The sequence below is a fragment of the Paracraurococcus ruber genome (assembly GCF_004353985.1).
Classification (GTDB): domain Bacteria; phylum Pseudomonadota; class Alphaproteobacteria; order Acetobacterales; family Acetobacteraceae; genus Paracraurococcus; species Paracraurococcus ruber.
On sequence record NZ_SMOA01000025.1, the window covers coordinates 1 to 22,461 of the forward strand.

19 protein-coding genes and 1 tRNA gene are annotated in these 22,461 nt (G+C 72.4%); 9 read left to right on the plus strand and 11 right to left on the minus strand.

The window, feature by feature from the left end; translation table 11 throughout:
* The coding region (locus E2C05_RS07390) for a potassium channel family protein (protein ID WP_205082759.1) at positions 1–881 on the plus strand (881 nt) is incomplete at its 5' end.
* A 135-nt stretch (positions 882–1,016) separates the two neighbouring features.
* Here the strand turns inward: E2C05_RS07390 and E2C05_RS07395 are convergent.
* Positions 1,017–1,982: a Bug family tripartite tricarboxylate transporter substrate binding protein gene (locus E2C05_RS07395; RefSeq protein WP_158291992.1), complete on the minus strand. Its 966-nt coding sequence runs from the start codon at positions 1,980–1,982 to the stop codon at positions 1,017–1,019.
* Positions 1,983–2,169: 187 nt separating this feature from the next.
* On the opposite strand from E2C05_RS07395, the gene E2C05_RS07400 reads away from it, so the two are divergent.
* The 3 genes from E2C05_RS07400 to E2C05_RS34580 all read left to right on the plus strand — a co-directional run bounded on the left by E2C05_RS07400 (position 2,170) and on the right by E2C05_RS34580 (position 3,538).
* A complete protein-coding gene (locus tag E2C05_RS07400; RefSeq protein ID WP_133218976.1) occupies positions 2,170–2,400 on the plus strand; it encodes a hypothetical protein in 231 nt (76 codons plus the stop codon).
* 162 nt (positions 2,401–2,562) lie between these two features.
* Positions 2,563–3,198 (plus strand): FMN-binding negative transcriptional regulator, encoded by a 636-nt coding sequence (locus E2C05_RS07405; RefSeq protein ID WP_133218977.1) that lies wholly within the window; start codon positions 2,563–2,565, stop codon positions 3,196–3,198.
* Positions 3,199–3,343: 145 nt separating this feature from the next.
* Positions 3,344–3,538 (plus strand): calcium-binding protein, encoded by a 195-nt coding sequence (locus E2C05_RS34580; RefSeq protein ID WP_133218978.1) that lies wholly within the window; start codon positions 3,344–3,346, stop codon positions 3,536–3,538.
* A 79-nt stretch (positions 3,539–3,617) separates the two neighbouring features.
* Here E2C05_RS34580 and E2C05_RS07415 read toward each other — a convergent pair whose 3' ends face one another.
* The 6 genes from E2C05_RS07415 to E2C05_RS07440 all read right to left on the minus strand — a co-directional run bounded on the left by E2C05_RS07415 (position 3,618) and on the right by E2C05_RS07440 (position 8,822).
* Positions 3,618–5,699, minus strand: a complete 2,082-nt coding sequence (locus E2C05_RS07415) for a methyl-accepting chemotaxis protein (protein WP_133218979.1) — start codon at positions 5,697–5,699, stop codon at positions 3,618–3,620.
* Between the two features lie 107 nt (positions 5,700–5,806).
* Entirely contained in the window at positions 5,807–6,682 is an 876-nt protein-coding gene (locus tag E2C05_RS07420; protein WP_133218980.1) for a DMT family transporter, read from the minus strand.
* 266 nt (positions 6,683–6,948) lie between these two features.
* Entirely contained in the window at positions 6,949–7,239 is a 291-nt protein-coding gene (locus E2C05_RS07425; protein ID WP_133218981.1) for a hypothetical protein, read from the minus strand.
* Between the two features lie 121 nt (positions 7,240–7,360).
* A complete protein-coding gene (folD, locus tag E2C05_RS07430) occupies positions 7,361–8,212 on the minus strand; it encodes a bifunctional methylenetetrahydrofolate dehydrogenase/methenyltetrahydrofolate cyclohydrolase FolD (RefSeq protein WP_133218982.1) in 852 nt (283 codons plus the stop codon).
* The gene (locus E2C05_RS07435; protein ID WP_240046632.1) at positions 8,209–8,475 is read right to left on the minus strand and encodes a DUF167 domain-containing protein; all 267 of its coding nucleotides are present in this window, start codon (positions 8,473–8,475) and stop codon (positions 8,209–8,211) included. The genes folD and E2C05_RS07435 overlap by 4 nt, the downstream gene beginning before the upstream one ends.
* 35 nt (positions 8,476–8,510) lie before the next feature.
* Positions 8,511–8,822 carry a YggT family protein gene (locus E2C05_RS07440; RefSeq protein WP_133218984.1) on the minus strand — a complete coding sequence of 104 codons (312 nt, stop codon included), beginning with the start codon at positions 8,820–8,822 and terminating at the stop codon, positions 8,511–8,513.
* Positions 8,823–8,960: 138 nt separating this feature from the next.
* Here E2C05_RS07440 and E2C05_RS07445 point away from each other — a divergent pair.
* Positions 8,961–9,036, plus strand: a tRNA-Ala gene (locus tag E2C05_RS07445).
* 489 nt (positions 9,037–9,525) lie between these two features.
* On the opposite strand, the gene E2C05_RS07450 is transcribed toward E2C05_RS07445, so the two are convergent.
* Positions 9,526–10,653 carry a hypothetical protein gene (locus tag E2C05_RS07450; RefSeq protein ID WP_133218985.1) on the minus strand — a complete coding sequence of 376 codons (1,128 nt, stop codon included), beginning with the start codon at positions 10,651–10,653 and terminating at the stop codon, positions 9,526–9,528.
* Between the two features lie 495 nt (positions 10,654–11,148).
* Between E2C05_RS07450 and E2C05_RS07460 the strand changes: the two genes are divergently transcribed.
* From E2C05_RS07460 to E2C05_RS07475, 4 genes are all read left to right on the plus strand, one after another.
* The gene (locus E2C05_RS07460; RefSeq protein ID WP_133218987.1) at positions 11,149–12,204 is read left to right on the plus strand and encodes an NAD-dependent epimerase/dehydratase family protein; all 1,056 of its coding nucleotides are present in this window, start codon (positions 11,149–11,151) and stop codon (positions 12,202–12,204) included.
* A gap of 89 nt (positions 12,205–12,293) precedes the next feature.
* Positions 12,294–12,980, plus strand: coding sequence for a sugar transferase (locus E2C05_RS07465; protein WP_133219014.1), 687 nt, complete (start codon positions 12,294–12,296; stop codon positions 12,978–12,980).
* An 82-nt stretch (positions 12,981–13,062) separates the two neighbouring features.
* On the plus strand, positions 13,063–15,204 hold the full coding sequence (locus E2C05_RS07470; protein WP_158291993.1) for a GumC family protein: 2,142 nt from the start codon (positions 13,063–13,065) through the stop codon (positions 15,202–15,204).
* A gap of 7 nt (positions 15,205–15,211) precedes the next feature.
* Positions 15,212–16,339: a hypothetical protein gene (locus E2C05_RS07475; RefSeq protein WP_133218989.1), complete on the plus strand. Its 1,128-nt coding sequence runs from the start codon at positions 15,212–15,214 to the stop codon at positions 16,337–16,339.
* 28 nt (positions 16,340–16,367) lie between these two features.
* Here the strand turns inward: E2C05_RS07475 and E2C05_RS07480 are convergent, their stop codons facing one another.
* From E2C05_RS07480 to E2C05_RS07490, 3 genes are all read right to left on the minus strand, one after another.
* The gene (locus tag E2C05_RS07480) at positions 16,368–17,555 is read right to left on the minus strand and encodes a glycosyltransferase family 4 protein (RefSeq protein WP_133218990.1); all 1,188 of its coding nucleotides are present in this window, start codon (positions 17,553–17,555) and stop codon (positions 16,368–16,370) included.
* A gap of 294 nt (positions 17,556–17,849) precedes the next feature.
* Positions 17,850–19,127, minus strand: coding sequence for an ATP-binding protein (locus tag E2C05_RS07485; RefSeq protein ID WP_133218991.1), 1,278 nt, complete (start codon positions 19,125–19,127; stop codon positions 17,850–17,852).
* Between the two features lie 171 nt (positions 19,128–19,298).
* Complete coding sequence (locus E2C05_RS07490) at positions 19,299–22,421, minus strand: family 16 glycosylhydrolase (RefSeq protein WP_133218992.1); 3,123 nt, start codon at positions 22,419–22,421, stop codon at positions 19,299–19,301.
* Between the last annotated feature and the right edge of the window lie 40 nt (positions 22,422–22,461).

Consider the following 22,461-nt stretch of genomic DNA (forward strand, 5'->3'; position numbering starts at 1 on the left):
ATCCGGGCCTGCCGCCCGCGCCGCCGGGCGGCGGCCCGCCGGTGCCGGCGCAGCGATCCTCGCCCCCGGCGGCGGCCGGCGGTAGCCGGGTGCGGGACCTGGCGCGCCGGCACGGCCTGCGGGCCATGCTGCGGCATCTCTATGAGGCGACGACGCCCGAGGCCCGGCGCTTCCGCTACGCGCTGCTCGGCCTCGATTTGCTCAGCGTCGGCTGGATCATCCTCGCCTCCTTCCTGCCGGTCACGCCCTGGGTGCTGACGGTGGACGTGCTGCTCGGCCTCGTGCTGCTCGCCGAATTCGCGCTGCGCATCGCGGCCAGCGGCGTGCCGCTGCGGACGCTGGCGCAGCCGCTGAACCTCGCCGACCTCGCCGCCATCGTTTCCCTGCTGCTGGCGCCGTTGCTGCCGGGCGCGGCCAGCTTCCTCCGCGTGCTGCGCACCCTGCGGCTGCTGCATTCGGTGCGGCTGATCGGCACCTTGCGCAGCGACCTGCCCTTCTTCCGCCAGAACGAGGAGGCGGTGCTCGCCGCCGCGCAGCTCGGCGTCTTCCTCTTCGTGATGAGCGGCCTGGTCTTCGAGACGCAGCACCGCACCAACCCCGGCATCCGCAACTATGCCGATGCGCTCTACTTCACCGTCACCACGCTGACGACCACGGGCTTCGGCGACATCACCCTGCCGGGCACCACGGGGCGGCTACTCTCGGTCGTCATCATGCTGGCTGGCGTCACACTGTTCCTGCGGCTGGCGCAGGCGCTGTTCCGGCCGGTGAAGGTGCGGCATCCCTGCCCCGCCTGTGGGCTGCAGCGGCATGAGCCGGATGCGGTGCACTGCAAGGCCTGCGGCCGGCTGCTGAACATCCCGGACGACGGCGCCGCCTGACGCCGGGCGCCGGAGCCCGGCCATGCGCCGGGATCCCGCCTGGCCGGTCCGCCGCGCCGGCCCTGGCGCGCGCCACCCGCATCGGCGCCCCGTGTCGGGCGCCGCCAGCCTTCCGGGCCGTCGCGGCGTCCGCCCCTATTCCGGCTTGATCCCCGTCTCCTGCACGATCTGGCGCACCACCTCGCGCTCGCGCCGGATCCGGGCGGCGAAGGCCTCGCTGCCCTCCACCGCCGGGTCATTGCCCGCCACCGCCAGGCGCTGCCGTACCGCCGCATCCGCCAGGGCATGACGCGCCGCCGCTTCCACCCGGGCGAGCACGGGCGCCGGCGTGCCCGCCGGCGCGAAGAACCCGTTCCAGCTCGTCAGGTCGTAGCCGGGGAAGCCGCTCTCGGCGATGGTCGGCAGGTTCAGGCTGCCGCGTCGCTCCCCGCTGGTCAGGGCGATGCCGACGGCCCGTCCATCCTCGATCAGCGGCCGGAAGCTGTTGATGGTGCCGATGGCGGCGTCCAGCGTGCCGGCGGCCAGGTCCCGCGCGCTGTCGGCGCCGCCGCGATAGGGGATGTGCTCCAGCTGGATTCCGGCCCGGCTCGCCAGCAGCGCGCCTGCCAGGTGCCCGACCGTGCCGGTGCCGGGCGTGCCGTAGCTTATGCCGGGGTTCTTCTTCGCCTGGGCGATGAACTCGGCCAGCGTCTTCGCGGGGAAGCCGCGCTTGACCACCAGCAGGTAGGGCGCCGAGACCGCCTGGGCGACCGGGACGAAGGCCTTCTCGTGATCGTAGGTCATCCCCTTGACCAGGAAGGGCACGATCAGGAAGCCGAAGCTGTCGAACAGCAGGGTGTAGCCATCCGCCGGGGCCTGCGCGACCAGCGCGCCGGCGAGCGAGCCGCCACCGCCCGGCCGGTTCTCCACCACCAGGGACTGGCCGAGGGATTCCTGCATCCGCGGCGCCATCAGGCGGATGACGGTGTCGGACTGGCCGCCGGGCGCGAAGGCGACGATCACCCGCACCGGCCGGTCCGGCCAGGTGGCCTGCGACCGGGCCAGCCTGGGCAGGGCGAGCAACGGCAGGGCGGCGGCGAGGAGGCGGCGGCGATCCGGCATGGCTCGGTTTCCCCTGGGTTCCGGGCAGGCTTTCCCGGTGCGCTCCGCCGCGTCAAGCGGCGGCGGGTGGCGCACCCGTCCTCTCCGGCCGCTGCCGCGCCAGCCTGTCTGGGCGGCGCGGGCCGGGGTCCGCCGGAACCGCCGACCGACCCCGGCGTTCCGCCATCGGACCGAACAGGAGGAATGCATGGCCGGGACGACGGACAAGGGACCACGCGAAGGGCCGGGCAAGGGTACCGGCGAGCCGGGCTGGACCGAGCAGGAGAAGAGCAACGGCGCCCCGGACCGGCAGAAGACCCCGGAGGCCGGCAATGCGGGCGAGGCGGTGCCGAAGGGAGGCTATGGCGGCGAGGACCGGGCGCAGACCGAGGCGGCGGCCATGCAGACGGAGAAGGACTCGGGCAAGCCCGACCGTTGACTCGTTGGGGCCTCGACCCCCAAGGGCCGAGGGGAGGCTGGCTGGCCTGACGCTGCGGGCGCCCCCGCCGCCCGCAGCCCCCGCCGATCCTTCGCTGCGCGCAACCCCGCCCCGCGCGCAGCGGCGTTGCGACGGGCCGGGCCGTTACGGCAGCATTGCCCGATGTACACCCCGCCCGCCTTCCGGGAGGATCGCCCGGATATCCTCTTCGCCATCATCCGCCAGGCCCGCCTGGCCATCCTCGCCTCGAATGGCGCGGGCGGCGTACCGGAGATCACCCACCTGCCGATGACCCTGGTGGAGGAGGACGGGGTGCTGCTCGGCCACCTTGCCCGCGCCAACCCGCACTGGCAGGCCCTGCGCGGCGCCGGCCGGGCGCTGGCCATCTTCCAGGGGGTGGAAGGCTATGTCTCGCCCAACTGGTACCCGTCCAAGGCCGAGCACCACCGGGTCGTGCCGACCTGGAATTACGAGGCGGTGCATGCCGAGGGCCCGCTCGAGATCATCGAGGACCCGGCCCGGCTGCACGCCATCGTCTCCCTGCTGACGCAGCAACAGGAGGCGGCGCAGCCCCGACCCTGGGCGGTGAGCGACGCACCGGCTCCCTTCGTCGCTGCGCAGCTGAAGGGCATCGTCGGCCTTTCGCTGCGGATCGAGCGGCTGGAAGGCAAGCGCAAGCTCAGCCAGAACCGGGCGGCGGAGGACCGCGCCGGCGCGGTGGCCGGGCTGGCCGCGAGCGGGGATGCGCGCGACCGGGCGGTCGCCGAGGCGATGCGCGAGGCGGCCCTGCCGCGCTGAACGGGCGCCGGATGGCCACCCCGGCCGGCAGGCGGAGCGGGGCCGTCCCCCACAACCGCCGGTAGGTTCCGCCCGCCGGCCGGGTCTGGTAACGGATGGGGCTGGAACCGCCATGGTGGCGGCGTGGCGACCCCCCCCCCAGGCGATGGCCAACCTCAACGGCACGTCCGGCAACGACACGCTGACCGGCGACGCCGTCGCGGACGACCGGCTCAACGGCCTCGCCGGCAATGACAGGCTGCTCGGCCTGGGCGGCAACGACACGCTGATCGGCGGGGGCGGCAACGATACCCTGGACGGCGGCGACGGCACCGATGCCGCCGACTATTCCGGCAACTAGCCGGCCCCGGCGGCGGGACGGTGCCCCGGGACGGCGCGCGGCTGCCCGCCGTCCCGGGGCCATCGCGCGGCCAGGCGCGTCAGGCCGCCTTCACGTCCCGCAGGAAGCGGTCCACCGCTTCCCGGATCGCCGTTGCCTGCCGCGACAGCTGGGAGGACGCGTCGAGCACCTGGGTGGCGGACTGCCCGGTCTGGTCGGCCAGCGCGCTGACCTCCCCGATCCGTCCGGTCACCGCCCCGGTCCCTACCGCCACGCCCTGCACGTCGCCGCTGATCGACTGGGTGGCGCGCGCCTGTTCCTCCACCGCCGCGGCGATGCTGCCGGCGATCTCGCTGACCCGCGCCACGGTGGCGGCGATGCCCTGGATGGCCGTCACCGCATCCCCGGTCGCCGACTGGATCTGGCCGATCTGCCCGCCGATCTCCTCGGTCGCCTTGGCGGTCTGGGCCGCGAGGGTCTTCACCTCCCCCGCCACCACGGCGAAGCCCTTGCCGGCCTCGCCGGCGCGCGCCGCCTCGATCGTCGCATTCAGCGCCAGCAGGTTGGTCTGGCCGGCGATCTGCCGGATCAGCGTCACCACCTCGCCGATCCGGCCGGCGCCCTCGGCCAGGTCCCGCACCACGCGGTCGCTCCGCTCCGCCTCCGTCACCGCGCTGCGGATGACGTCATGCGCCTGGCCGACCTGCCGGGTGATCTCGGAGACGGAGGCGGCCAACTCCTCGCAGGCCGAGGCGACGGACTGCACCCCCTCATTGGCCGACCCTGCCGCGGCGGCGATGGCGACCGACTGCTCCGTGCTGCGGCCGGCGACGCCGGTCATGGCGGCTGCCTGCCGCTCCAGCGCCGCCGCCGCGGCCGCCAGGGCATCGGTCTGTCGGCCCGCCTCGGCCTCGAAGGCGGCGGTCAGGGCGGCCAGCCGTTCCGCCCGCTGCCGCTGCGCGGCCTGTTCGGCCCGTTCCCGCTCGGCCATCCGGTCGGCCTCCACCAGCCCGTCGCGGAAGACCTGCACGGCACGCGCCATGGCGCCGACCTCGTTCCGCCGGTCCGCCGCCGGCACCGCCACCGTCCGGTCGCCGGCGGCGAGCCGCGACATCGCCTCCGTCATGGCCGCGATGGGCCGGATGACGAGGCCGCGCGCCGCCAGCATGCCGCCCAGCCCGACCGCCAGCGCCACCGCTAGCAGCAGCAGGCCGAGGATGAGGCGGCGCCAGGCCGATGCCTCCTCCATCCGCGCCGCCGCGACCATGGCGTCCACCGCGGCGAAGGCCATGGCCTCGATCGCCGTCAGGCTGGCCACCTGCCGGTCCTGGAAGGCCGTCACAACGATGCCTTCCGGCATCCGCCCGGCGGCGAGCGGTTCGACCGCCGCGTTGCGTTCCGCCGCCAACGCGCCCTCGATCAGCGGCCGCGCCTTATCGATCGCGTCCCGCACCGCGGGCGGCAGCACCGGCAGGGACGCGGCGCGGGCCAGCGCCGACCAGGCGCCGGCGACCTGCCCGGCTTCGGCCAGCAGGGTGGCGGATTCCGCCGGGGTCCAGCCGCGGCCGGCCGACATGGCGCTGAGCATGCCGAGGAGCTTGTTGCCGAGCGCGAGGCGAAGCGACCAGGCCTGCCGCCGCAGCCCGACCATCATGTCCACCATCGGCTGGCCGAGCAGGATGCCGTTCTCCCGCGCCTCGGTCGTCGCTAGCAGGTTGCCGATATGGCCGATGGCGGCATCGCCCCATTCCTTCGTCAGGCCCGCGTCCCGCTGGTCCTTCGGCAGGCGCAGCGCCGCGTCCACCCGCTGCCGCAGCGCCGCCACCCGCGCATGCTCGGCCGCGAGCCGCGTCGCGTCCTCGGCGAAGCCGGCCGCCTGCAGCGCCGCCCAGGCGGCGGCCGCCGCCGGCTCGGCCCGCCGCCGGGCGGCCAGGACGCGCGGATTCTCGGGGGAGGGGGCCTGGGCGTTCAGGGCGATGATCGCCTCGCCCCGCTCCAGCCGCAGGGCGGCGGCCGTGGCGAAGAGGTGCCGCACCACCTCCGCCGTGCGGCTGACCTGGGTGGCATCGGAAAGATGGCGCCGGGCGGACAGCAGGATATCGCCGCTGAAGCCGAGCAGGAGGAGGGCCGAAAGGCCGAGCGTGGCGCCGAGCAGGGCGCGGATGGAAAGATGCTGCAGCATGGCGGATCCAGGGCCGGGGGTCGTCGGCTGCTTCCGTGGCACCGGCGGATTTCGACGCGGTTAACGCCGCGCCGCCTGGCGGCCCGGCCGGCGGACCGCCGGCTGGATCAGCGCCGGGCGCCCAGGAGCAGCCAGAGGCCGCCCAGGGTGACGGCCCCGCCCATCAGGTCGCTGGCCGCCAAGCGTTCCCCCAGCAGGGCCCAGCCGAACAGCGCGGCCACGGGCGGGGCAAGAAGCTGCAGCGCCGCCGCCGTCGCGGGCGGCAGGCGTTCCAGCATTACGAAGTAGAGGGCATAGCCGCCCACCCCCACCAGCAGCACGCTCCAGGCCAGGCCGGCCAGCACCGCCGGGCCGGGCGGACCGGGCAGGGCCGGCTCCACCGCCGCCGCCAGCACCAACAGCGTGGCGGCGGCGACGCCGGTCTGCGCCGCATTCGCCAGCCAGGGGTCCAGCCGCCGCCGCGCCGGCGCGAAGGCCAGCAGCCCGCCCGCCTGGCAGAGCGCGCCGCCGAGGGCGAGTGCCACGCCCAAGGCGGTGCCGGGCGCGGCACCGGTGAGGGCATCGCCGGCGCCGCGCCCGGCGCCCAGGATGGCGACGCCCAGCCAGCCCAGCGCCAGCCCGGCCCAGGCCCGGGGCGGGATGCGCTGGCGGAGCAGCGCCGCTTCCCCGACCGCGACGAAGAGCGGCGCGGTGGCGGCCAGCAGCGCCACCAGCCCGGAGGGCAGGTGGGTGGAGGCTTCCCAGGTGGCCGCGAGGTAGAGGCCGGTGCCGAGCAGTCCCATGGCGGCCAGCCGCGCGGCGTCGCCGCGGCCCGGCCAGGCGGCCCCGCGCCAGGCCAGGATGGCCAGCAGCACCGGCATCACCAGGGCGAAGCGCGCTGCCAGGCCCCAGAGCGCCGGCCAGTCCAGCACCACCACCCGCGCGGCGGTGAAGGCACTGGCCCAGATCGCCACGAAGAGCAGCCCGAGGCCGAGCCCCGCCATCCCGGCCTTCCTCCCTTCGATGGGTCGCGGAGGGACTCAGGCCCCCGGCCGGACGACCCCTGCCTGACACTTCATCGGGCGGCACGGCGCTGGCGGCCTTCCGCGCCTGCCGCCCGCGCTTGCGGTCGCCCCACCCGGGGGGGCGGGACTGGGATCAGCGGCGATCCCGCCACCGGGGCACTGGACCGGCCGCCGCCCGGTGCTGCCGTGCAGCGCGGGGCCGGCAACGCAGGGCGGGTGGCGATGGCTGCCGCCGCAGCGGCCGGTCAGCCGGGCGGGGACCGCCGTGCCAGATCGGCCAGCATCGCCTGCATCTCCGCCAGCCGCCGTTCCAGCGCCGCCCGCTGCGCCTCTGCCCGCGCCAGGGCGATGCCGATGCCGCCGATGGCGACGAGCGCGAGGGCGGAAACCGCGCCGGCGCCGGCATAGAGCATCCGGGCGCGCGACCAGCCCTCCCCGCCCCAGGGCGTGGCGCCCCAGGCCAGTTGGGCGCAGAGGAGCAGGGCCAGCACCCCAACCGCCTGCAGCACCCGGTGCAGGATCGTGCCGGAGGTCATCGGCCGCGATGGCCGGTGGTCGGCCCGGTGCCGGCCGGGGTCGCCTGCCAGCCGGCGGGCTCGACGCCGGCGTGGCCGGCCATCCTGGCCGGCCGCCGGCCACGGCATGCGGCGGCGGGCATCAACCGGCGACGCCGCGGCGGCGCAGCGCCGCCTCCAGCGTGTTCTCCAGCAGGCAGGCGATGGTCATCGGCCCGACCCCGCCCGGCACCGGGGTGATGGCCTCGGCCCGTGCCGCCGCCTCGGCGAAGGCGACGTCGCCCACCAGCCGGCCATCCGGCAGGCGGTTGATGCCGACATCGATGACGATCGCGCCGTCCGCCACCCAGTCGCCGCGCACCATCTCCGGCCGGCCGACCGCGGCGATCAGAATCTCGGCGCGGCGGCATTCCGCCGGCAGGTCGCGGGTGCGGGAATGCACGATGGTGACCGTGCAGTCGGCCGCCAGCAGCAACTGCGCCATCGGCCGGCCGACGATCTGGCTGCGGCCCAGCACCACGGCGCGGGCGCCGGCCAGGCTCGCGCCGGCCTCCCGCAGCAGGTGCAGGCACCCCTTCGGCGTGCAGGGGACCAGGCCCGGCTGCTGCGTGGCGAGGAGGCCGGCATTGACCGCATGGAAGCCGTCCACGTCCTTGGCCGGGTCGATGGCGGCGATGACCGCGTCCTGCCGGATCTGCCGCGGCAGCGGCAACTGGACCAGGATGCCGTCCACCGCCGGGTCGTCGTTCAGCCGACCGACCAATGCGAGCAGTTCGGCCTCGGTGGTTACGGCCGGCAGCTGAATGGTGGCGCTGTCGAAGCCCGCGGCGGCGGCCGCCTTGTCCTTGTTCCGCACATAGACGCCACTGGCCGGGTCGTCGCCCACGCGGACCACCCGCAGACCCGGGCGGAAGGGCAGGGCGGTGACCCGGGCGGCGAGGCCGGCCCGCAGCCGTTCCGCCACCGCCTTGCCGTCGATGATCCGCGCGCTCATGCCAGGGTCTCCAGCCTTTGGGCCAGCGCGTCGGGGTCGCCGGCGACGAAGATGGTCTTCTCCCGTGCCGCCGGGCCCTGCGCGACCGTCGCTGCCGATGGCGCAACGCCCAGCGCCTCGGCCAGCGCGTCGCAGACCGCGCGGTTGGCGCGGCCATCCTCCGGCGCCGCGGCCACGGCGAGCCTCAGGCGGGGGCCATCCGCGGCGTCGGCCAAGCCCTGCAGCCCGGGGCGCCTTGCCCTGGGCTGGACCTTCACCCGCACCAGGACGCCGCCGGTTTCAGGCCGCCACCAGGGCTTCAAAAATACATCCCGCCCAGCAGCAGGTAGTTCCGGATGGCGCCCAGCAGCAACTGGCAGGCGGTGATGCCCAGCAGCACCACCAGGGGGGAAAGGTCCAGCGCGCCGAAATTCGGGATCACCCGCCGCACCCGGCCGAAGAGCGGTTCGGTGACCCGGTACAGGAAGTCCGACACGGTCCAGACGAGGCGGTTGCGGGTATCGAGGATGCCGAACTGGATCAGCAGCTGGATGACGACCGCGAGCAGGACCGCCCACCAGAGCAGGTCGAGCACCGCGCCCGCGAGGAAGAACACCACATCCAGGAACATCCGCCGACCCCGCCAAAACGCGGCCGGAAACTAGTGTTCCGGCCTTTCGGCGGCAAGCTTGCCACGGTGCTTGACTCTCCCCGCGTCGCAGGGCAAATCCGCGCTCCCCGCGGTGCCCCATCCCGCGGCGGTGGCTAAGGGGCTGTAGCTCAGTTGGGAGAGCGCGTCGTTCGCAATGACGAGGCCAGCGGTTCGATCCCGCTCAGCTCCACCACCCCTTCCCAGCCTAAGACCGCGCCCTAGCATCGCGTGCGCCGCCGTGCCCGGTCACTGGACCCGGGCCGTGTCTTCGCCCGCCACCGCGGCCACACGTTCCCGCGGAGCATGCATCCGACTCCACTGATAGGGTCGCGAACTGGCACCGTCGCCGGCCGCGAGGCTGGCCGATGCCGACCTGCGGCGGACGCGGTCACGCCCCGCCGCCAAGGGCCCGGGCAGGGCGCGGAACGAGGATCGGGCATCGAGCGCGTGACCCTGCCGCGCCGAAGCGGCGGGGGAGGCGGCCCGGCTCGCGGGTTCGATCCGACACGCGTCGAGCGCGAGGGGACGTCATCCGCCCCTGGACAACCGCCCCCCGCCGGGCCCGTGGCCCCGTCCCGCCATCGCGCGGGCGGCGGTGATCCGGGACGCCCGAAAGGCCCGCGCCGCGGCCGCCGACCGTCGCGGGCCAGACCCCGGCCCTTGCGTCCTGGATCGCCCGCCGTCATCGCGCGGCCGCGTGGCGGCCCGGCGATGCCGCATCCGCCGGCGTCGGCAGCGTGCAGAAGATGATCAGCAGCATCACCGCCACCGGGTTCAGCAGGTAGCCGCCGGTCAGGTGGAACACCACCATCAGCGGCAGCACCAGCCAGGGGTTGAGCCGCCACGTCACCGCGCGCTGCATCAGGGCGAGGAAGGCGATGACGGCAAGCACCCCGTATTCCCACAGCAGCTTGACGACCGGCCAGCTGGCGATGCCGTCCTCCACCTGGCCGGCGCCGCGACCGAGCAAGAAGCCATTCTCCTCGCCCAGCAGATGCAGCAGCTGCATGGCGGGCTGGATGACGCGCCCCCGCTCGCTGCTGCCCTGGACGCTGAAGCCTTCCAGGCGCATCAGCAGGAACTCGCCCTTCCAGGCGACCAGGCCGATCAGGACGATGGCCGCGGCGAACATCACCACGAGCCGCTGACGCGGCGGCAGGCGGGCCAGCACGAACGGCGCCCCGAGCACCGCCATCAAGGCGCCGGTGCCGCCCAGGCACCCGACCAGCGCGGCCGCGTAGAGCAGGACGAAGCGCCATCGCCGGAAGACGCACAACTCGGTCAGCAGCGCACAGGCCAGGAAGGCGGACAGGAAGGAGGGTTCTAGGAAGACATAGCCGTTCGGCCGGACGAACAGGGTGCCGAAGAACAGCGGCGCCTCGTAATAGAAGCCGGACAGCAGCAGGTCGCGGGGCAGCACGTCCTCGATGCTCAGCGTCCGGCCGAAGCCGAAGGCGAACTGCCAGGCGAGCTGCAGCAGGGCGACCAGCGCGGGCGGCACCATCAGCGACTGGTAGGCCCGGAGATAGCGGCGATGCAGCGCCGCGCCCATGTCGGCGCGGAAGACAAGCTGCGCATAGAGCAGCAGCAGCAGCACCATGCTGGCGAGCGAGATCTCCGGCTGCGTCGCCTGCGACAGCAGGACCACCGCGCAGAAGAGGAAATAGAGCAGCAGCCGCCGCGCATCGAGCGCGAAGGCGCCCACCACATGGCCCAGCATGAGGCACGCCATGAACAGCAGCATGGCGACGGAGGCCGAGCGGCCGCTGCCGGGGATGGCGAGTTTCTGCAGGTAGATCGCAATGCCCATCTGCCAGACGCCGAGCCTGAGCAGCCAGGCGTCGCGCGCGCTGCGGTCTGGCCTGGGCAGGCTTGCCGCAGGCCAGGAACTGCTTGCCCTTCGCATGGTCGTCCTATCGCGCCCGGCCGACGGCAGGACAAGCCGTGCCGCCAGCCAAAATCCCTGCCAGCCGGGTCCGTGCAGATCCGAGTCGACGCCTTCAAGTAAAGCAGCTGAATATTATTTCAATCTCGGGATTATTTTTAGTGAGCGCCGAGCGTTTATTGCTTCCGGCAACATCGCGCCATTGGGCAATTTCGCTGAGACGTGATGTTCCTTACCAAGCGATGGACCAAAACGCGGCTTCCAGAACATGAGCATGCAGGGCAGTTTCCCCACATACGCGGCAAATCAACGGCAACAAATCAATTGCGAATAACATCACGATCAGCCGTCGGGAAACATCAGAAAGCCAATCAAGAAAGACTCTTCCAGTTCTAGATTGCAATAAAGGGGAAGTCAGGCATGGCAAAAACTGCCCTTGTCTGTGGCGCTGGTGGATTCATCGGTGGTCATCTGGTCAAGCGGTTGAAAGCGGATGGATTCTGGGTCCGCGGGGTTGATCTCAAGCGAAACGAGTTCTCCTCCTGCCCGGCCGACGATTTCGTCGTCGGCGACCTGCGTGATCCGCTGCTGGTGCGCGAGGTGGTCGACCAGGCCTTCGACGAGGTTTATCAGCTCGCCGCCGACATGGGCGGGGCCGGCTACATCTTCACCGGCGAGAACGATGCGGGGCTGATGCACAACTCGGCCACGATCAACCTGAACGTGGTGGATGAGTGCTGCCGGCGGCAGATCGGCCGGGTCTTCTACTCATCCTCGGCCTGCATCTACCCGGCCTACAACCAGGAAGATCCCGACAATCCGGTCTGCAGCGAGGCATCCGCCTACCCTGCCGCGCCGGACAGCGAATACGGCTGGGAGAAGCTCTTCAGCGAGCGGATATACTCCGCCTATCGGCGGAACCACGGCCTGCAGAGCTTCGTCGCCCGCTACCACAACATCTTCGGGCCCGAAGGCACCTGGACCGGCGGCCGCGAGAAGGCGCCGGCCGCCATCTGCCGCAAGGTGGCGCAGGCGCGCAGCGGCGGGGAGATCGAGATCTGGGGCGATGGCCGCCAGACGCGATCCTTCCTGTATGTCGACGAATGCGTGGAGGGGACGCTGCGCCTGATGCGGTCCGGCTTTCCCGGCCCGGTGAATATCGGCTCCGATGAAATGGTGAGCATCAACCAGCTCGTCGAGCTCGTGGCCGACATCGCCGGCAAGCGGATCAGCGTGCGGCATGTGCCCGGACCGCAGGGCGTGCGCGGTCGCACCTCCGACAACCGGCTGGTGCAGGAAACGCTGGGCTGGGCGCCCAGCCGGTCGCTGCGGGAAGGCCTCGAGCGGACCTATGCCTGGGTCGAGGCGCAGGTTCGGCGCGAAGCCGCGCTCGATGCCTGGCCGGTGCCGGTGCAGCCCGCGCCACGTCCGCGCGCGCCCGTCCGTGAACTCGCCCAGCCCGGCCCCGAGGCCTGACGGCCCGCATCGCCGTGGCGATCCCGCATGGCCAGGCCCATGCGGGATCCACGCCGGCTGCCGCTTCCGGAGATCCCCGCGTGTCCTCGATGCTGACAGAGAACTGGCCGCGGATCGGGCCGGAAGACCAGCAGCCGCCACCCCGTCGCGCCGGCTCCATCCTGCGGACCTCCTGCAAGCGGCTGGTGGACGTGCTCGGCGCCTCGATCATGCTCGTCCTGCTGACGCCGGCCTGCGCGCTGATCGCGGCGGCCGTCGCGCTGGACGGCGGCCCGATCCTCTACGCCCATACCCGGGTCGGGCGGCAGGGCCGCAGCTTCCGCTGCTACAAGTTCCGCAGCATGGTGCCGCAAGCCGACCGCGTCCTGGCCGACCTGCTGCAGGACCCGCAGATGCGCGCGGCCTGGGAGACGAAGCGCAAGCTGCCCCGCGATGCGCGCGTCACGCGCATCGGCCGCATCCTGCGGGTCACCTCGCTCGACGAACTGCCGCAACTCTTCAACGTCCTGCGCGGCGATATGAGCCTCGTCGGTCCGCGCCCCGTGGTACGGGAGGAGCTGGAGCGGCATTATGCGCGGCTCGGTGCGCAGGCCGCCTATCTCTCGGTGCGGCCCGGCATCACGGGTCTCTGGCAGGTGAGCGGCCGCAGCGACACCTCCTACGATTCCCGCGTGCTGCTCGACCTCGCCTATGTCGAGGAGCAATCGATCCTGACCGACCTGGCGATCCTGCTGCGGACGCCGGCGGCGGTGCTGCGGGGACGCGGCGCCTGTTGAGCCAGCCGCCGCATCCCGGCGCCCGGGCCCCGAACCCGGCCGCGCCAGCCCGCCCGCAGCCTGCATGGAAGGCCCTTCCGCGATGGACATAGCCATTCCCGGCCTCGGCACCCAGCCTGCCGCGCCGCCTGGCATCCACGGCCTGCAGCTCCTCCGCACCCTGCGGCGGGGCTGGTGGGCGATCATCGGCTGTGGCGTCCTGCTCGGCGTCATCACCTATGCCGGGACGAAGCGGCTGACGCCCGGCTACAGCGCCAGCGCCATCGTCTCGGCGGAGCCGCAGCGCTTCGCCATCCCGCAGCTTCAGGGCGCGGTGGCATCGGATGCGGCGCCGGACCCCATGCCATGGGTGCGGACCGAAGCGGCCGTGCTGCGCTCCCCGATGCTGCTCCGGTCCGCGGCGCAGGACCTGAGCCTGGATCAGGACCCGGTGTTCAACCCGGCGCTGCGGCCACCGGGCCTGCTGGCGCCGGTGAAGGCCTGGCTGGCGGGCTGGCTGGGCGCGCCATCGGCGACCCGCGGCGATCCGGCGCTGGAGCAGCAGGAGGCCGTGCTGGCCGAGGTGCAGCGCCGCCTGCGCGTCGAGCACGACGAGCGCAGCTTCCTTGTCACCGTCACCTTCGCATCGCCCGACCCGAACCAGGCTTCGGGCTTCGTCAACACCCTGCTGCGGCGCTACCTGGCCGACCGGTCGGCCGCCCGCCTCAGCGCCAATCGCGACGCCAATGCCGCGCTGAGCGGCCGCATGGCGGCGCTGCGCGGCGAGCTGGATGCCGCCGAGGCACAGCTGCGCACGATGCGGCAGCAGAACGGCCTGGTCACCCTGCGCGCCGGCAGCCTTGGCCAGCAGCAGCTGGAGGAGTTGGCGACGGCGGCGGCGCAGGCATCGTCCGACCGGATCCAGGCCCAGGCGGCCTGGGAGGGCGCGACCACGCTGAGCCGGCGGGGCGCCACGGCCGAGCTGGCCGATGTCGTCGGCTCCGCCACCATGGCGCGGCTGCGCGACCAGGAGACGGCGGCGGCCCGCCGATGGGGCGAGGTGCAGAGCCGCTACGGCCCGCGCCATCCGGACCGGCAGAGCGCGCAGTCTGAGCTGGCCGCGATCCGCGCCGAGATCACCGAGGAGGTGCGGCGCACCGTGGCATCGCTGCAGGCGCGCTACCAGGCGGCCCGTGACCGGGAGGCGGCGACCGCCCAGCAGCTTGCCAGGGCGCGCGAGGAGGCCGCCCGGGCCGGCGCGCTGCAGGACCGCCTGGCCGACATGGAGAAGGAGGTCGACGCGAAGCGGGTGCTCTACCAGAACCTGCAGGAGCAGGCGGAGCTGACCTCGCTCGACCCGCAGAAGGGCGGGCAGGCGCCCGGGCTCCGGCTGGTGAGCGAGGCGGTCCCGCCGGCCCTGCCCTCCTCGCCCAAGCCCCTGCTCGGCGGCGTGATGGGGACGGTGGCGGGCATGGCGCTGGGCGGCACGCTGGTTCTGCTGCGCGGCCGCGGCCATCGCGGCTTCGAGGACGAGGACGAGGTGGCGGCGCTGACGGAGCTTCCGGTGGCGGCGGTGATCCCGCTGCAGGTCGGCCGCTTCGGCAATCGCGCACGCGCCTTCGCGGGCCTGCCTGCGCGCGTGCTGCAGCGCCGCAGCAGCCCGGAAGCGAATGCGCTGAGCCTGCTGCGCCGCCGGGCCTGGCATGTGCGCAGCGCCGCAGCCCCCTGCACGGTCGCCTTCGTATCGCCCGATCCCGCCGATGCGGCGTCCCTGGCGCTGGCCTTCGGCCGGACCGCATCGGCCGATGGCGACAATGCGCTGCTGGTCGAAAGCCGGCCGAGGCCCGCCGTGCCGCAGCACGGGCTGCCGGATGCGCCGGCCGGCGACCTGGCCGCAGTCCTGGCGGGCACCGCGAGGCTGAGGGATGCCGTGCGGCCGGACCCGGACAGCCGGCTGGCGATCCTGCCGCGCGGGACCGGGGCCGTGCCGCAGGAACCCGCCGGCTTCGAGCCGACCGCGCGCATCCAGAACCTGCTGGTGGAAGCGAACGACACCTACAATCTGGTGGCCTTGTCGGCCGCCGGCGCGCAGTCCCCGGAAACCTTCATGCTGGCCCGCATCGCGGACCTGACGGTGCTGCTGGTCGATCTGCGCCGCAGCGACCGTGCCGCCGTGGCGGAACTCGCCGTCTGGCTGCGGGCCGTCGCGCGCGATCCGGTGATCGCGCTGCTGCGGGACGCCTGACGCCACCATGCGGATCCTGTGGGTGGGCAAGGCGCCGGAGGATGAGCGGGCGGGGGACGAGGTATTCGACCGCCGCACCATCGCCGCGCTTCGCGCCCGCGGCCATGCGGTGGCGCTCTGGCATCCCCGGCGGCTCGGCCGCCTGCGGCAGGTGCTGAACCGGCTGCGCGGGGTGCCGCACTACCGGACTTGGTTCGAGGATGCGGCGAACCGGTCCGCGCTGGCCGCCGCCGCCGCCGCGCAGGACGCCGTCATCGTGTCCTGGGAGCCGCTGGACGGGCTGCGGCCGTCCGGCCCGGTGCCGGCCTTGCTCGTCCTGCACAACGTCACCAGCCGGTCGCTCCGGTCAATCTTCCCGCGCAATCCCCTGGCCCGGATCCTGGCCGCCGGCGCCGCGCGCTGGGAGCGTGCCACCTACCGGCCCGACCGCTGGGCGGCCATCGCCACGCTGGCCAAGGCGGACGACGCGCATGTCCGGGCCCTGCCGGCCCGGCCGCATACCCTTCTGACCATCCCCGGCATGCCGCCGCTGGCGCCCCTGGCGCCAGACGCCATGCTGCGGGCCGAGCTGGTCGTGGCCGGCACCTTCGACTGGCGTCCCAAGCGGCGGGACCTCCTGCGCTTCGCACGGGACTACGCCGCCCTGCCGGTCCGGCTGCCGGTGCGAGGCGAGGGGTGGCCGGCGGAGATCGAACGGCTCCTCCCCCCGCTGCCGCCGCCCACGGCCGAGGAAATCGCGGACGGCATCCGCTTCGGCATCGTGACGGACCGGTTCGAAGCGGGCCACAAGCTGAAGACGCTGGCCCATATCGCCGCCAACCAGGTCGTGCTGTCCTTCGCCGAGGTCGGCGCCGACATCGCGGAGATCCCCGATCACCGCTTCTTCCTGCGGCGCATCGCCACGGCCGCGGACATCCCGGCGCATGTCGCGGAACTGGCCGCGATGGATCCCGCGCTGCTGCGGCAGCGCCTGGCGGAGTTCAAGCGCCGCTGCGCTGCCCGCTTCACCTGGGATGCGGTTGCCGGAACGCTCGAGCAAGCCCTCCTGGCCGACCGGCCGGCCTCCGCCCCCGCGGCCGCGACGTCCCCGGCCAGCCATCCGCCCATCGGCCGTTCGGCCCGCGCCGGCGCGTAGACGGCACCGGCCTGGGCCGCGCCGGAGGTCAGTTGATCGTGGCGAAGAAGGACTCGAAGCGCTGGACGATTCGGCCGATGTCGAAATGCGCTTCCGCATAGGCGCGCCCGGCGGCGCCGCAGCGCTGCCGTAGCGCCGCATCCTCCCGCAGCCTGACGGCGGCCGCTTCGAATCCCGCGGCATCGCCCGGGGCGACGCAGAGCCCCGCGCCCGCTTCCTCGACGATCCGCGTCGCCAGGTTGCCGCGCGGCGCCGCGAGCAGGATGGGGCGCCCGGCGCAGAGATAGCTGAGCACCTTGGACGGGACGGAGAACTCGCCCGCATCCTCCTCCAGCACCGCGACCAGCACATCGGCGCTGGCCAGCACGTCCGGGAAGTCCGGCATGGGCTGGGGCGGCAGGAATGCCATGTTGTCCAGGGAGGGCGCTGCCGCCCTCAGGCGCTCGAAGCCGACGCCGGAGGAGACGACGCCGACCTTCACCGCCCGGTCCGTGGCCATGCGGGCCGCGAGGCCGGCCAGCAGCGCCGGATTGTGCTTGAGCGCCAGGGTGCCGGTGTAGAGGAAGGCGAAGTGGCCCGCGAAGCCGTGGCGCCTTGCCCAGGCATTGTCCTTGGGCCGCAAGGGCAGGGCGGACAGCGGCGCCCAGTTCGGGATGGTGCAGACGCGGTCCGACCCGGCGACGGACGATGGCAGGTAGCGGCGGAAATCGTCGCTGATGAGCACCACGCCTTCGCTGCGACGGAGCAGCGATGCCTCCATCCGTTCATAGCGCGCCGCGACCACCTTGCCGGCGCCGCGCCAGCGATGCCCGAGCAGGCGGCGGATGGCCACGCTGTAGTAGTCCTGCAGCCAGAAGACGAAGGGGGCGCGTCGGGCGCGCGCCGCCGCCTGGATCGCCCCCTGCGCTTCGAGCGGCGTGTTGGCGGAGATCACCAGGTCGGGCTCGAACGCCGCGATCATGCGGGCGGCGGCGCGGCCATAGAGCACGTCGCCCAGCACGCGGCGCAGGAAGCGGTCCTTGCTGTAGGCCATGCTGATCTGGACCGGCACCACCGAGAAGCCGGCCGGATCCTCCGGCCGCCGCTCCGTATCGCCCTTCGGGCCCTGGTCCCCGCCGAACCAGAAATGCCGGACCGTATGCCCGCGGGCGGCGAGAGCCCTCGAAAGGTCGAACTCAAAGGGATGCCCGGCATAATCATGGACCGCAATGCGCATCCTGCTCCTGCTCCTTCCTCAATCCGATCGGCCCCGGCGGTGCCTGCGCCATCCCGGCGAGGCGGTGGGGGGGCTGCGTGCCGCCGCGGATCCCCGCGCCGCGCCGCCAAGGCGATGCACGCCATCCAGCCATCCGGCACGGACCGGACGCCATGCCGCGGTCGCACCGGGGCGAGGCCCGCCCGAACCTCATCCGCGATGGCCACGGATGGGCCCGCGGCACGAGGTTACGCCGCCTTCGGCCGCGGCATCGTCCCGACGCCGTGGGGACCGTCCCGACGCCGCTGCTGGCCCTCAGCGCTCCGCCAGCCAATCCTCCTGCCCCGAATTGCCGGCGACGAGGCGCGCCTCCGGCCGCTCGTCCTCGGTCGCATCCTCGCCGAGGGAAAGGGCGTGCAGCAGGAGATAGAAGCCGATGCCGGAGTCGCTCAGCGCCGTGCCGCCTTTGTCCGTGCGCAACAGCGCACCGACCTCGACCAGCCGGTCCCAGAGCACCGAATCAAGGTCATGCGCGGCGGCGTCCAGCACCTCCGCGCCGGTCATTCCAGCCTGGTCCCCGCCCGACCCCGCGGGCTGCGCAAAGCGGCTGAGGAACTCTGCCACGGCATCGACGCCGAATTGCTGGACCAGATCCTCGCAGCGGGCGACGGTGTCCGGCTCGGAATCGCGCACGATCCGGATGGCCGCCTCCCGCAGGTCGCGCAGGCTGATGACCCGCACCCCGCGGGCCCGTGCCGATTGCACGGCCCGCAGCGCGAACAGGTGCACCAGATACGGCACGCCCCCCGCCAGCAGGGTGACGCCGCGCCGGGCCTCCGGCAGGAAGATGACGCCGGCATCCCGCTCGCCGAGTTCGATGATGGCTTCCATTTCCGGAACGGTCATCAGCGGCAGCTTCACCCCGGCGATGCTGCGCCGGATTGAGGGGTGCCGGCCCAGCAGCGCTTCGAGGCTGGCCGACACGCCGACGATCACGAAGGACAGCGGCGCACCCTTGTCCGAGATGCGCTTGATGACATCGGCAAAGCGGGTCCGGGTGGCTTCGTCGCGGACCCGGTCGAATTCGTCGACGATCAGGATGAGGTGTCCGGCCACCAGCCATCGAGGCACCGACGCCACGGCGGCCGGCAGCACTTCCCCCGCGGGCAGCGCCGCCTCGCAGCCGGGGCGGTCCTCGGTCGCCATGGTCGGCACGGCCAGGAAGGACGACGGCAGGTCGCGCATCAACCCGCGCATGATCTCGTCGAACTCACTTTCCGCCTCGCAGGCGTATCGGGCGACCATGGCGCCACGGGCCCGCAATTCCGCCGCGACGCAATTCGCCAGCGATGTCTTGCCATGCCCGCGGTCGGCATAGATGACCACGTGGACGTGGTCCTCCTCCAGCGCTTGGCGGATGCGCTCGCGCTCCGGCTCCCGCCCCACGAAGGCCTCGCCGCCACGCTGCGGCCGGCTCGGCGTGAAGACCTCGCCGACCGGCCGTAGCGCTACCCGCGGCTCGGGCGCCGGCTTACGCGCCGGGGCCTGTGCCGGCAGGCTCCGCTGCGGTCGCTTGCGCAGGAAACCCAGCATCGATCCCTTTCGTCCATCTGCGGCCCGATGCCGCAATGCCCAGGATAGGACATCTACGGCGCGGAGGGCATTCGACGCCAGGGAACGAGCGCGTCATGCGCAGGGCTGCCGCCCAGGGTGAATCCGGCCGGCACTGTTCGCCGGCCAGGACATGTGCGGCGATGCGGTGGGCTACAGGATGAGATCCGCCATCGTCAGGGCGATGAGTCCCTTCAACTGGATCGCCATGTCGATGCCGTTGCTGCCGCTCACCTCCAGGAAGGTGCTGCCTGCCTGTTGGCGCAGATGCACCTGGCCGCCCAGGCCCGGCGTGAAATCGGCATTGCCGATCCAGACGAGCGACTGGTGCCCCGGCACCGCCGGATCCGCATCAATGGCCGACAGGTCGATGCGGTCGCCCTGGGCCACGGAAAAATCGAGGATGAGGTCGGGTGCGGCGACGATGCTGTCCGACCGCTGCAGGAAGGTGAAGAGGTCCGCGCCGCTGCCGCCGACAAGCTGATCCGCGCCACTGCCGCCGATGAGCGTGTCATTACCCGCCTCGCCCCAGAGAGTGTCGGCACCGGCATTGCCGCGAAGCAGATCGGCGCCATCGCCGCCCTGCAGCGCATCGGTCGCCGATCCGCCGGTGAGCATGTCCTGGCCGGCGCCGCCCTTGACGATGATGGCCAGGGTGAGCCTGGTCCCATCGACGATGTCATCGGCCGCGCCGCAGCGGATCACCTCGACCCCCTGGATGGTGTCCGTTCCGCCGAGGCCATTGGCCCCGGACAGGCGCAGGCCGGATGCATCGGCGACGAGCGAGAGGCGCTGTCCGGCGCCCAGATCGGCGTAGTCGGCAGTGTCCCGGTCCGCTCCGCCATCCAGCAGATTGTTGCCGGCGCCACCGATGAGGACGTCATTGCCCGATCCACCGATCAGCGTGTCGCTGCCGGCCTTGCCGATCAGCATGTTGGCCAGCTTGTTGCCCCGACCGATGCCGCCGGTCTCCATGACCAGGTTCTCGACATTGTCGGGAAGCGTGTAGTCGCCGCCGCTCCAGATCCGCACGGTATCGATGCCCTCGCCCGGCTTTTCCAGCACCAGCGCGCCAATGGGATCCTCGTAGACGTCGTCGCCCAGGCCACCGGCGAGCGTGTCGCGGCCGCCATGCGACTGGAAGGTCTCGGGCGCCGAGGTGCCATAGAAGGCCTCATCGGCACCGGTTCCGCTGTACCAGCGGAAGGACGCGGCGCTCACCGGCAGGCGGAGCGGCAGGGCGAAATCGTCCGATACGAAGTCGCCGATGGCATGGTTGCGGAAGACCAGGGTCTGCGTCGTCGACAGCGTTAGCCAGGTATCCGCGCCGTGCTGGCTCAGCGCCGCGCGGATATCGGCGAAGCTCGAGAAGGCGAAACCGTTCAGGACGACGACATCCCCGGCCCCCGGGCCGGCGGAGAAGTCGGTGATGATGTCGGAGCCTTCGTTGAGGCTGATGGCGAACTGGTCATTCCCCCCGCCGCCGCTGAGGATGTCGTTGCCCTTGCCGCCGGTGATGAGATTGTTGGCGGCATTGCCGGTGATGATGTTGGATTGGTCGTTGCCGGTCGCCCTGCTGGCCGCAGAACCGGTCAGGATCAGGTTCTCGACCTGATTGGGGAGCTGGTAGCTGACGCTGGACTTCACCGTGTCCACGCCGCCGCCGGCCTGTTCGAGGATGACGGTCCGCGGGTCGGAAACGACATAGGTGTCGTCGCCCAGGCCGCCGGCGAGGGTGTCGATGCCGCCCGCGCCGATCAGCAGTTCGGCGGCATCCGTGCCGGACAGGCTCTCCGCACCGCGGCTGCCCGTGATGGTGCGCGTGGGACCGGCGCTCTCCAGCAAGGTGTATTTCTCGAGGGTGTATTCCGGCAACTGCCAGGCACTGATCTGGTCGATCGTCATCTGGGCGGTCGAGCCGGGGGTGACCTGGCCACCCCAGGATCCGCCCATGCCCAGGGTCGCCAGCATGTACATGGGCTGGTTCAGGTCGGCCGGGGTCGCGGCCTGGTGGACGACCTGGCCGTCGACAAGGAAGCTGAGGGTATATGGTGTCCAGAGCACCCCGTAGCGGTGTTCCTGCGTGATGTCGCCGACAGGGACCCAGCCGCCATCCATCGCCGCAGCATCGGCCGCGTGGGTCTGCACATGCACGGACCCGTTCTGCACCCCCAGGCTTTCCAGCACGTCGATCTCCGCCGGCTTGCTGAAATCGGCCGCCAGCAGCCAGAAGGCGGGCCACGCACCCTGCACGGCTGGCAGGGTTGCCTTCATCTCGAAGTAGCCGTAGGTCTGGCTGAAGGTGGATTCCGTCGTCAGGCCGCCGGAGGCGAAGTCACAGTTGCCGAGATAGGGCTGCGCCGACGCGGAAACAGGCGACGCCGTGATCGTCAGCTTGCCATTGGCCAGGCTGAAGGGGTTGAGGCCGAGCGGCGCGGCCGCCTGGGTGTTGGGCAGGCCGCGGAACTCGGGGTCCACCAGTGCTTCCTGGGATCCCTGCAGGGCATTGTGATAGGCGTCGTCGCCGCCCCAGACATAGCGCGTCGTCCAGGTGCCGCTGCCGGCGCTGCGGCGGGACAGGGTATCGAAGCCGTCGGCGAAGGTCTGCACCATCGTGCCGATATCGATCGGCAGGAGGAAATTCGCCGCGGTCAGCCCCACCATCGCGGTATTCTGCAACGTGAGCGACTGGCCGCCGCCGAGGTCGAGGACCGCGTCCCCGCCCGATTGCCGCAGCGCGGCGCGGATATCGGCGAAGTCCCGGAAACTCGTGCCCTCGAGCCGCACCTGGTCCGCGCCGGGGCCGGCCGCCGCGAAGTCGGTGATGGTGTCGGATCCCTGCCCGACGCGGACGACGAAGATGTCGCGGCCGCCATTGCCGGTGAGCAGGTCGTCGCCGGCACCGCCATCGAGCACGTTGGGACCGGCATTCCCCGTGACGCGGTTGTCCAGGGCATTGCCGGTCGCCCAGGCGGCGACGGTGCCGTTCAGCGTGATGTTCTCGATCGAAAGGTCTGCCGGAAGGACGTATCCGGGCATCGCCTCGGACGTCCAGATTTCCAGGGTGTCGATGCCGTCGCCCGGCTTCTCGATCAGGCCGGTCAGGGGCGAGCCGATGACGTAGGTGTCGTCGCCGGCGCCGCCGATGAGGGTCGTGTTGGGATCCTGGGCGTTGAGGTTGTCGTTGCCGCCGGTCCCCTGGAGGAACGTGCCGGGGCTTCTTGCAACGAGCCAGTTACGCGCCGCGCCGCTGGCGGGCGGGAGGATGCTGGACATGCACACCGCTATTTGATTGCCGACGCAAGTTGTACAACTT

Coding starts and splice junctions, on each gene's coding strand:
- E2C05_RS07395 (WP_158291992.1), bottom strand. CDS start 1,982: ATGCCGGATCGCCGCCGCCTCCTCGCCGCCGCCCTGCCGTTGCTCGCC.
- E2C05_RS07400 (WP_133218976.1), top strand. CDS start 2,170: ATGGCCGGGACGACGGACAAGGGACCACGCGAAGGGCCGGGCAAGGGT.
- E2C05_RS07405 (WP_133218977.1), top strand. CDS start 2,563: ATGTACACCCCGCCCGCCTTCCGGGAGGATCGCCCGGATATCCTCTTC.
- E2C05_RS34580 (WP_133218978.1), top strand. CDS start 3,344: ATGGCCAACCTCAACGGCACGTCCGGCAACGACACGCTGACCGGCGAC.
- E2C05_RS07415 (WP_133218979.1), bottom strand. CDS start 5,699: ATGCTGCAGCATCTTTCCATCCGCGCCCTGCTCGGCGCCACGCTCGGC.
- E2C05_RS07420 (WP_133218980.1), bottom strand. CDS start 6,682: ATGGCGGGGCTCGGCCTCGGGCTGCTCTTCGTGGCGATCTGGGCCAGT.
- E2C05_RS07425 (WP_133218981.1), bottom strand. CDS start 7,239: ATGACCTCCGGCACGATCCTGCACCGGGTGCTGCAGGCGGTTGGGGTG.
- folD (WP_133218982.1), bottom strand. CDS start 8,212: ATGAGCGCGCGGATCATCGACGGCAAGGCGGTGGCGGAACGGCTGCGG.
- E2C05_RS07440 (WP_133218984.1), bottom strand. CDS start 8,822: ATGTTCCTGGATGTGGTGTTCTTCCTCGCGGGCGCGGTGCTCGACCTG.
- E2C05_RS07450 (WP_133218985.1), bottom strand. CDS start 10,653: ATGGGCATTGCGATCTACCTGCAGAAACTCGCCATCCCCGGCAGCGGC.
- E2C05_RS07460 (WP_133218987.1), top strand. CDS start 11,149: ATGGCAAAAACTGCCCTTGTCTGTGGCGCTGGTGGATTCATCGGTGGT.
- E2C05_RS07465 (WP_133219014.1), top strand. CDS start 12,294: ATGCTGACAGAGAACTGGCCGCGGATCGGGCCGGAAGACCAGCAGCCG.
- E2C05_RS07470 (WP_158291993.1), top strand. CDS start 13,063: ATGGACATAGCCATTCCCGGCCTCGGCACCCAGCCTGCCGCGCCGCCT.
- E2C05_RS07475 (WP_133218989.1), top strand. CDS start 15,212: ATGCGGATCCTGTGGGTGGGCAAGGCGCCGGAGGATGAGCGGGCGGGG.
- E2C05_RS07480 (WP_133218990.1), bottom strand. CDS start 17,555: ATGCGCATTGCGGTCCATGATTATGCCGGGCATCCCTTTGAGTTCGAC.
- E2C05_RS07485 (WP_133218991.1), bottom strand. CDS start 19,127: ATGCTGGGTTTCCTGCGCAAGCGACCGCAGCGGAGCCTGCCGGCACAG.
- E2C05_RS07490 (WP_133218992.1), bottom strand. CDS start 22,421: ATGTCCAGCATCCTCCCGCCCGCCAGCGGCGCGGCGCGTAACTGGCTC.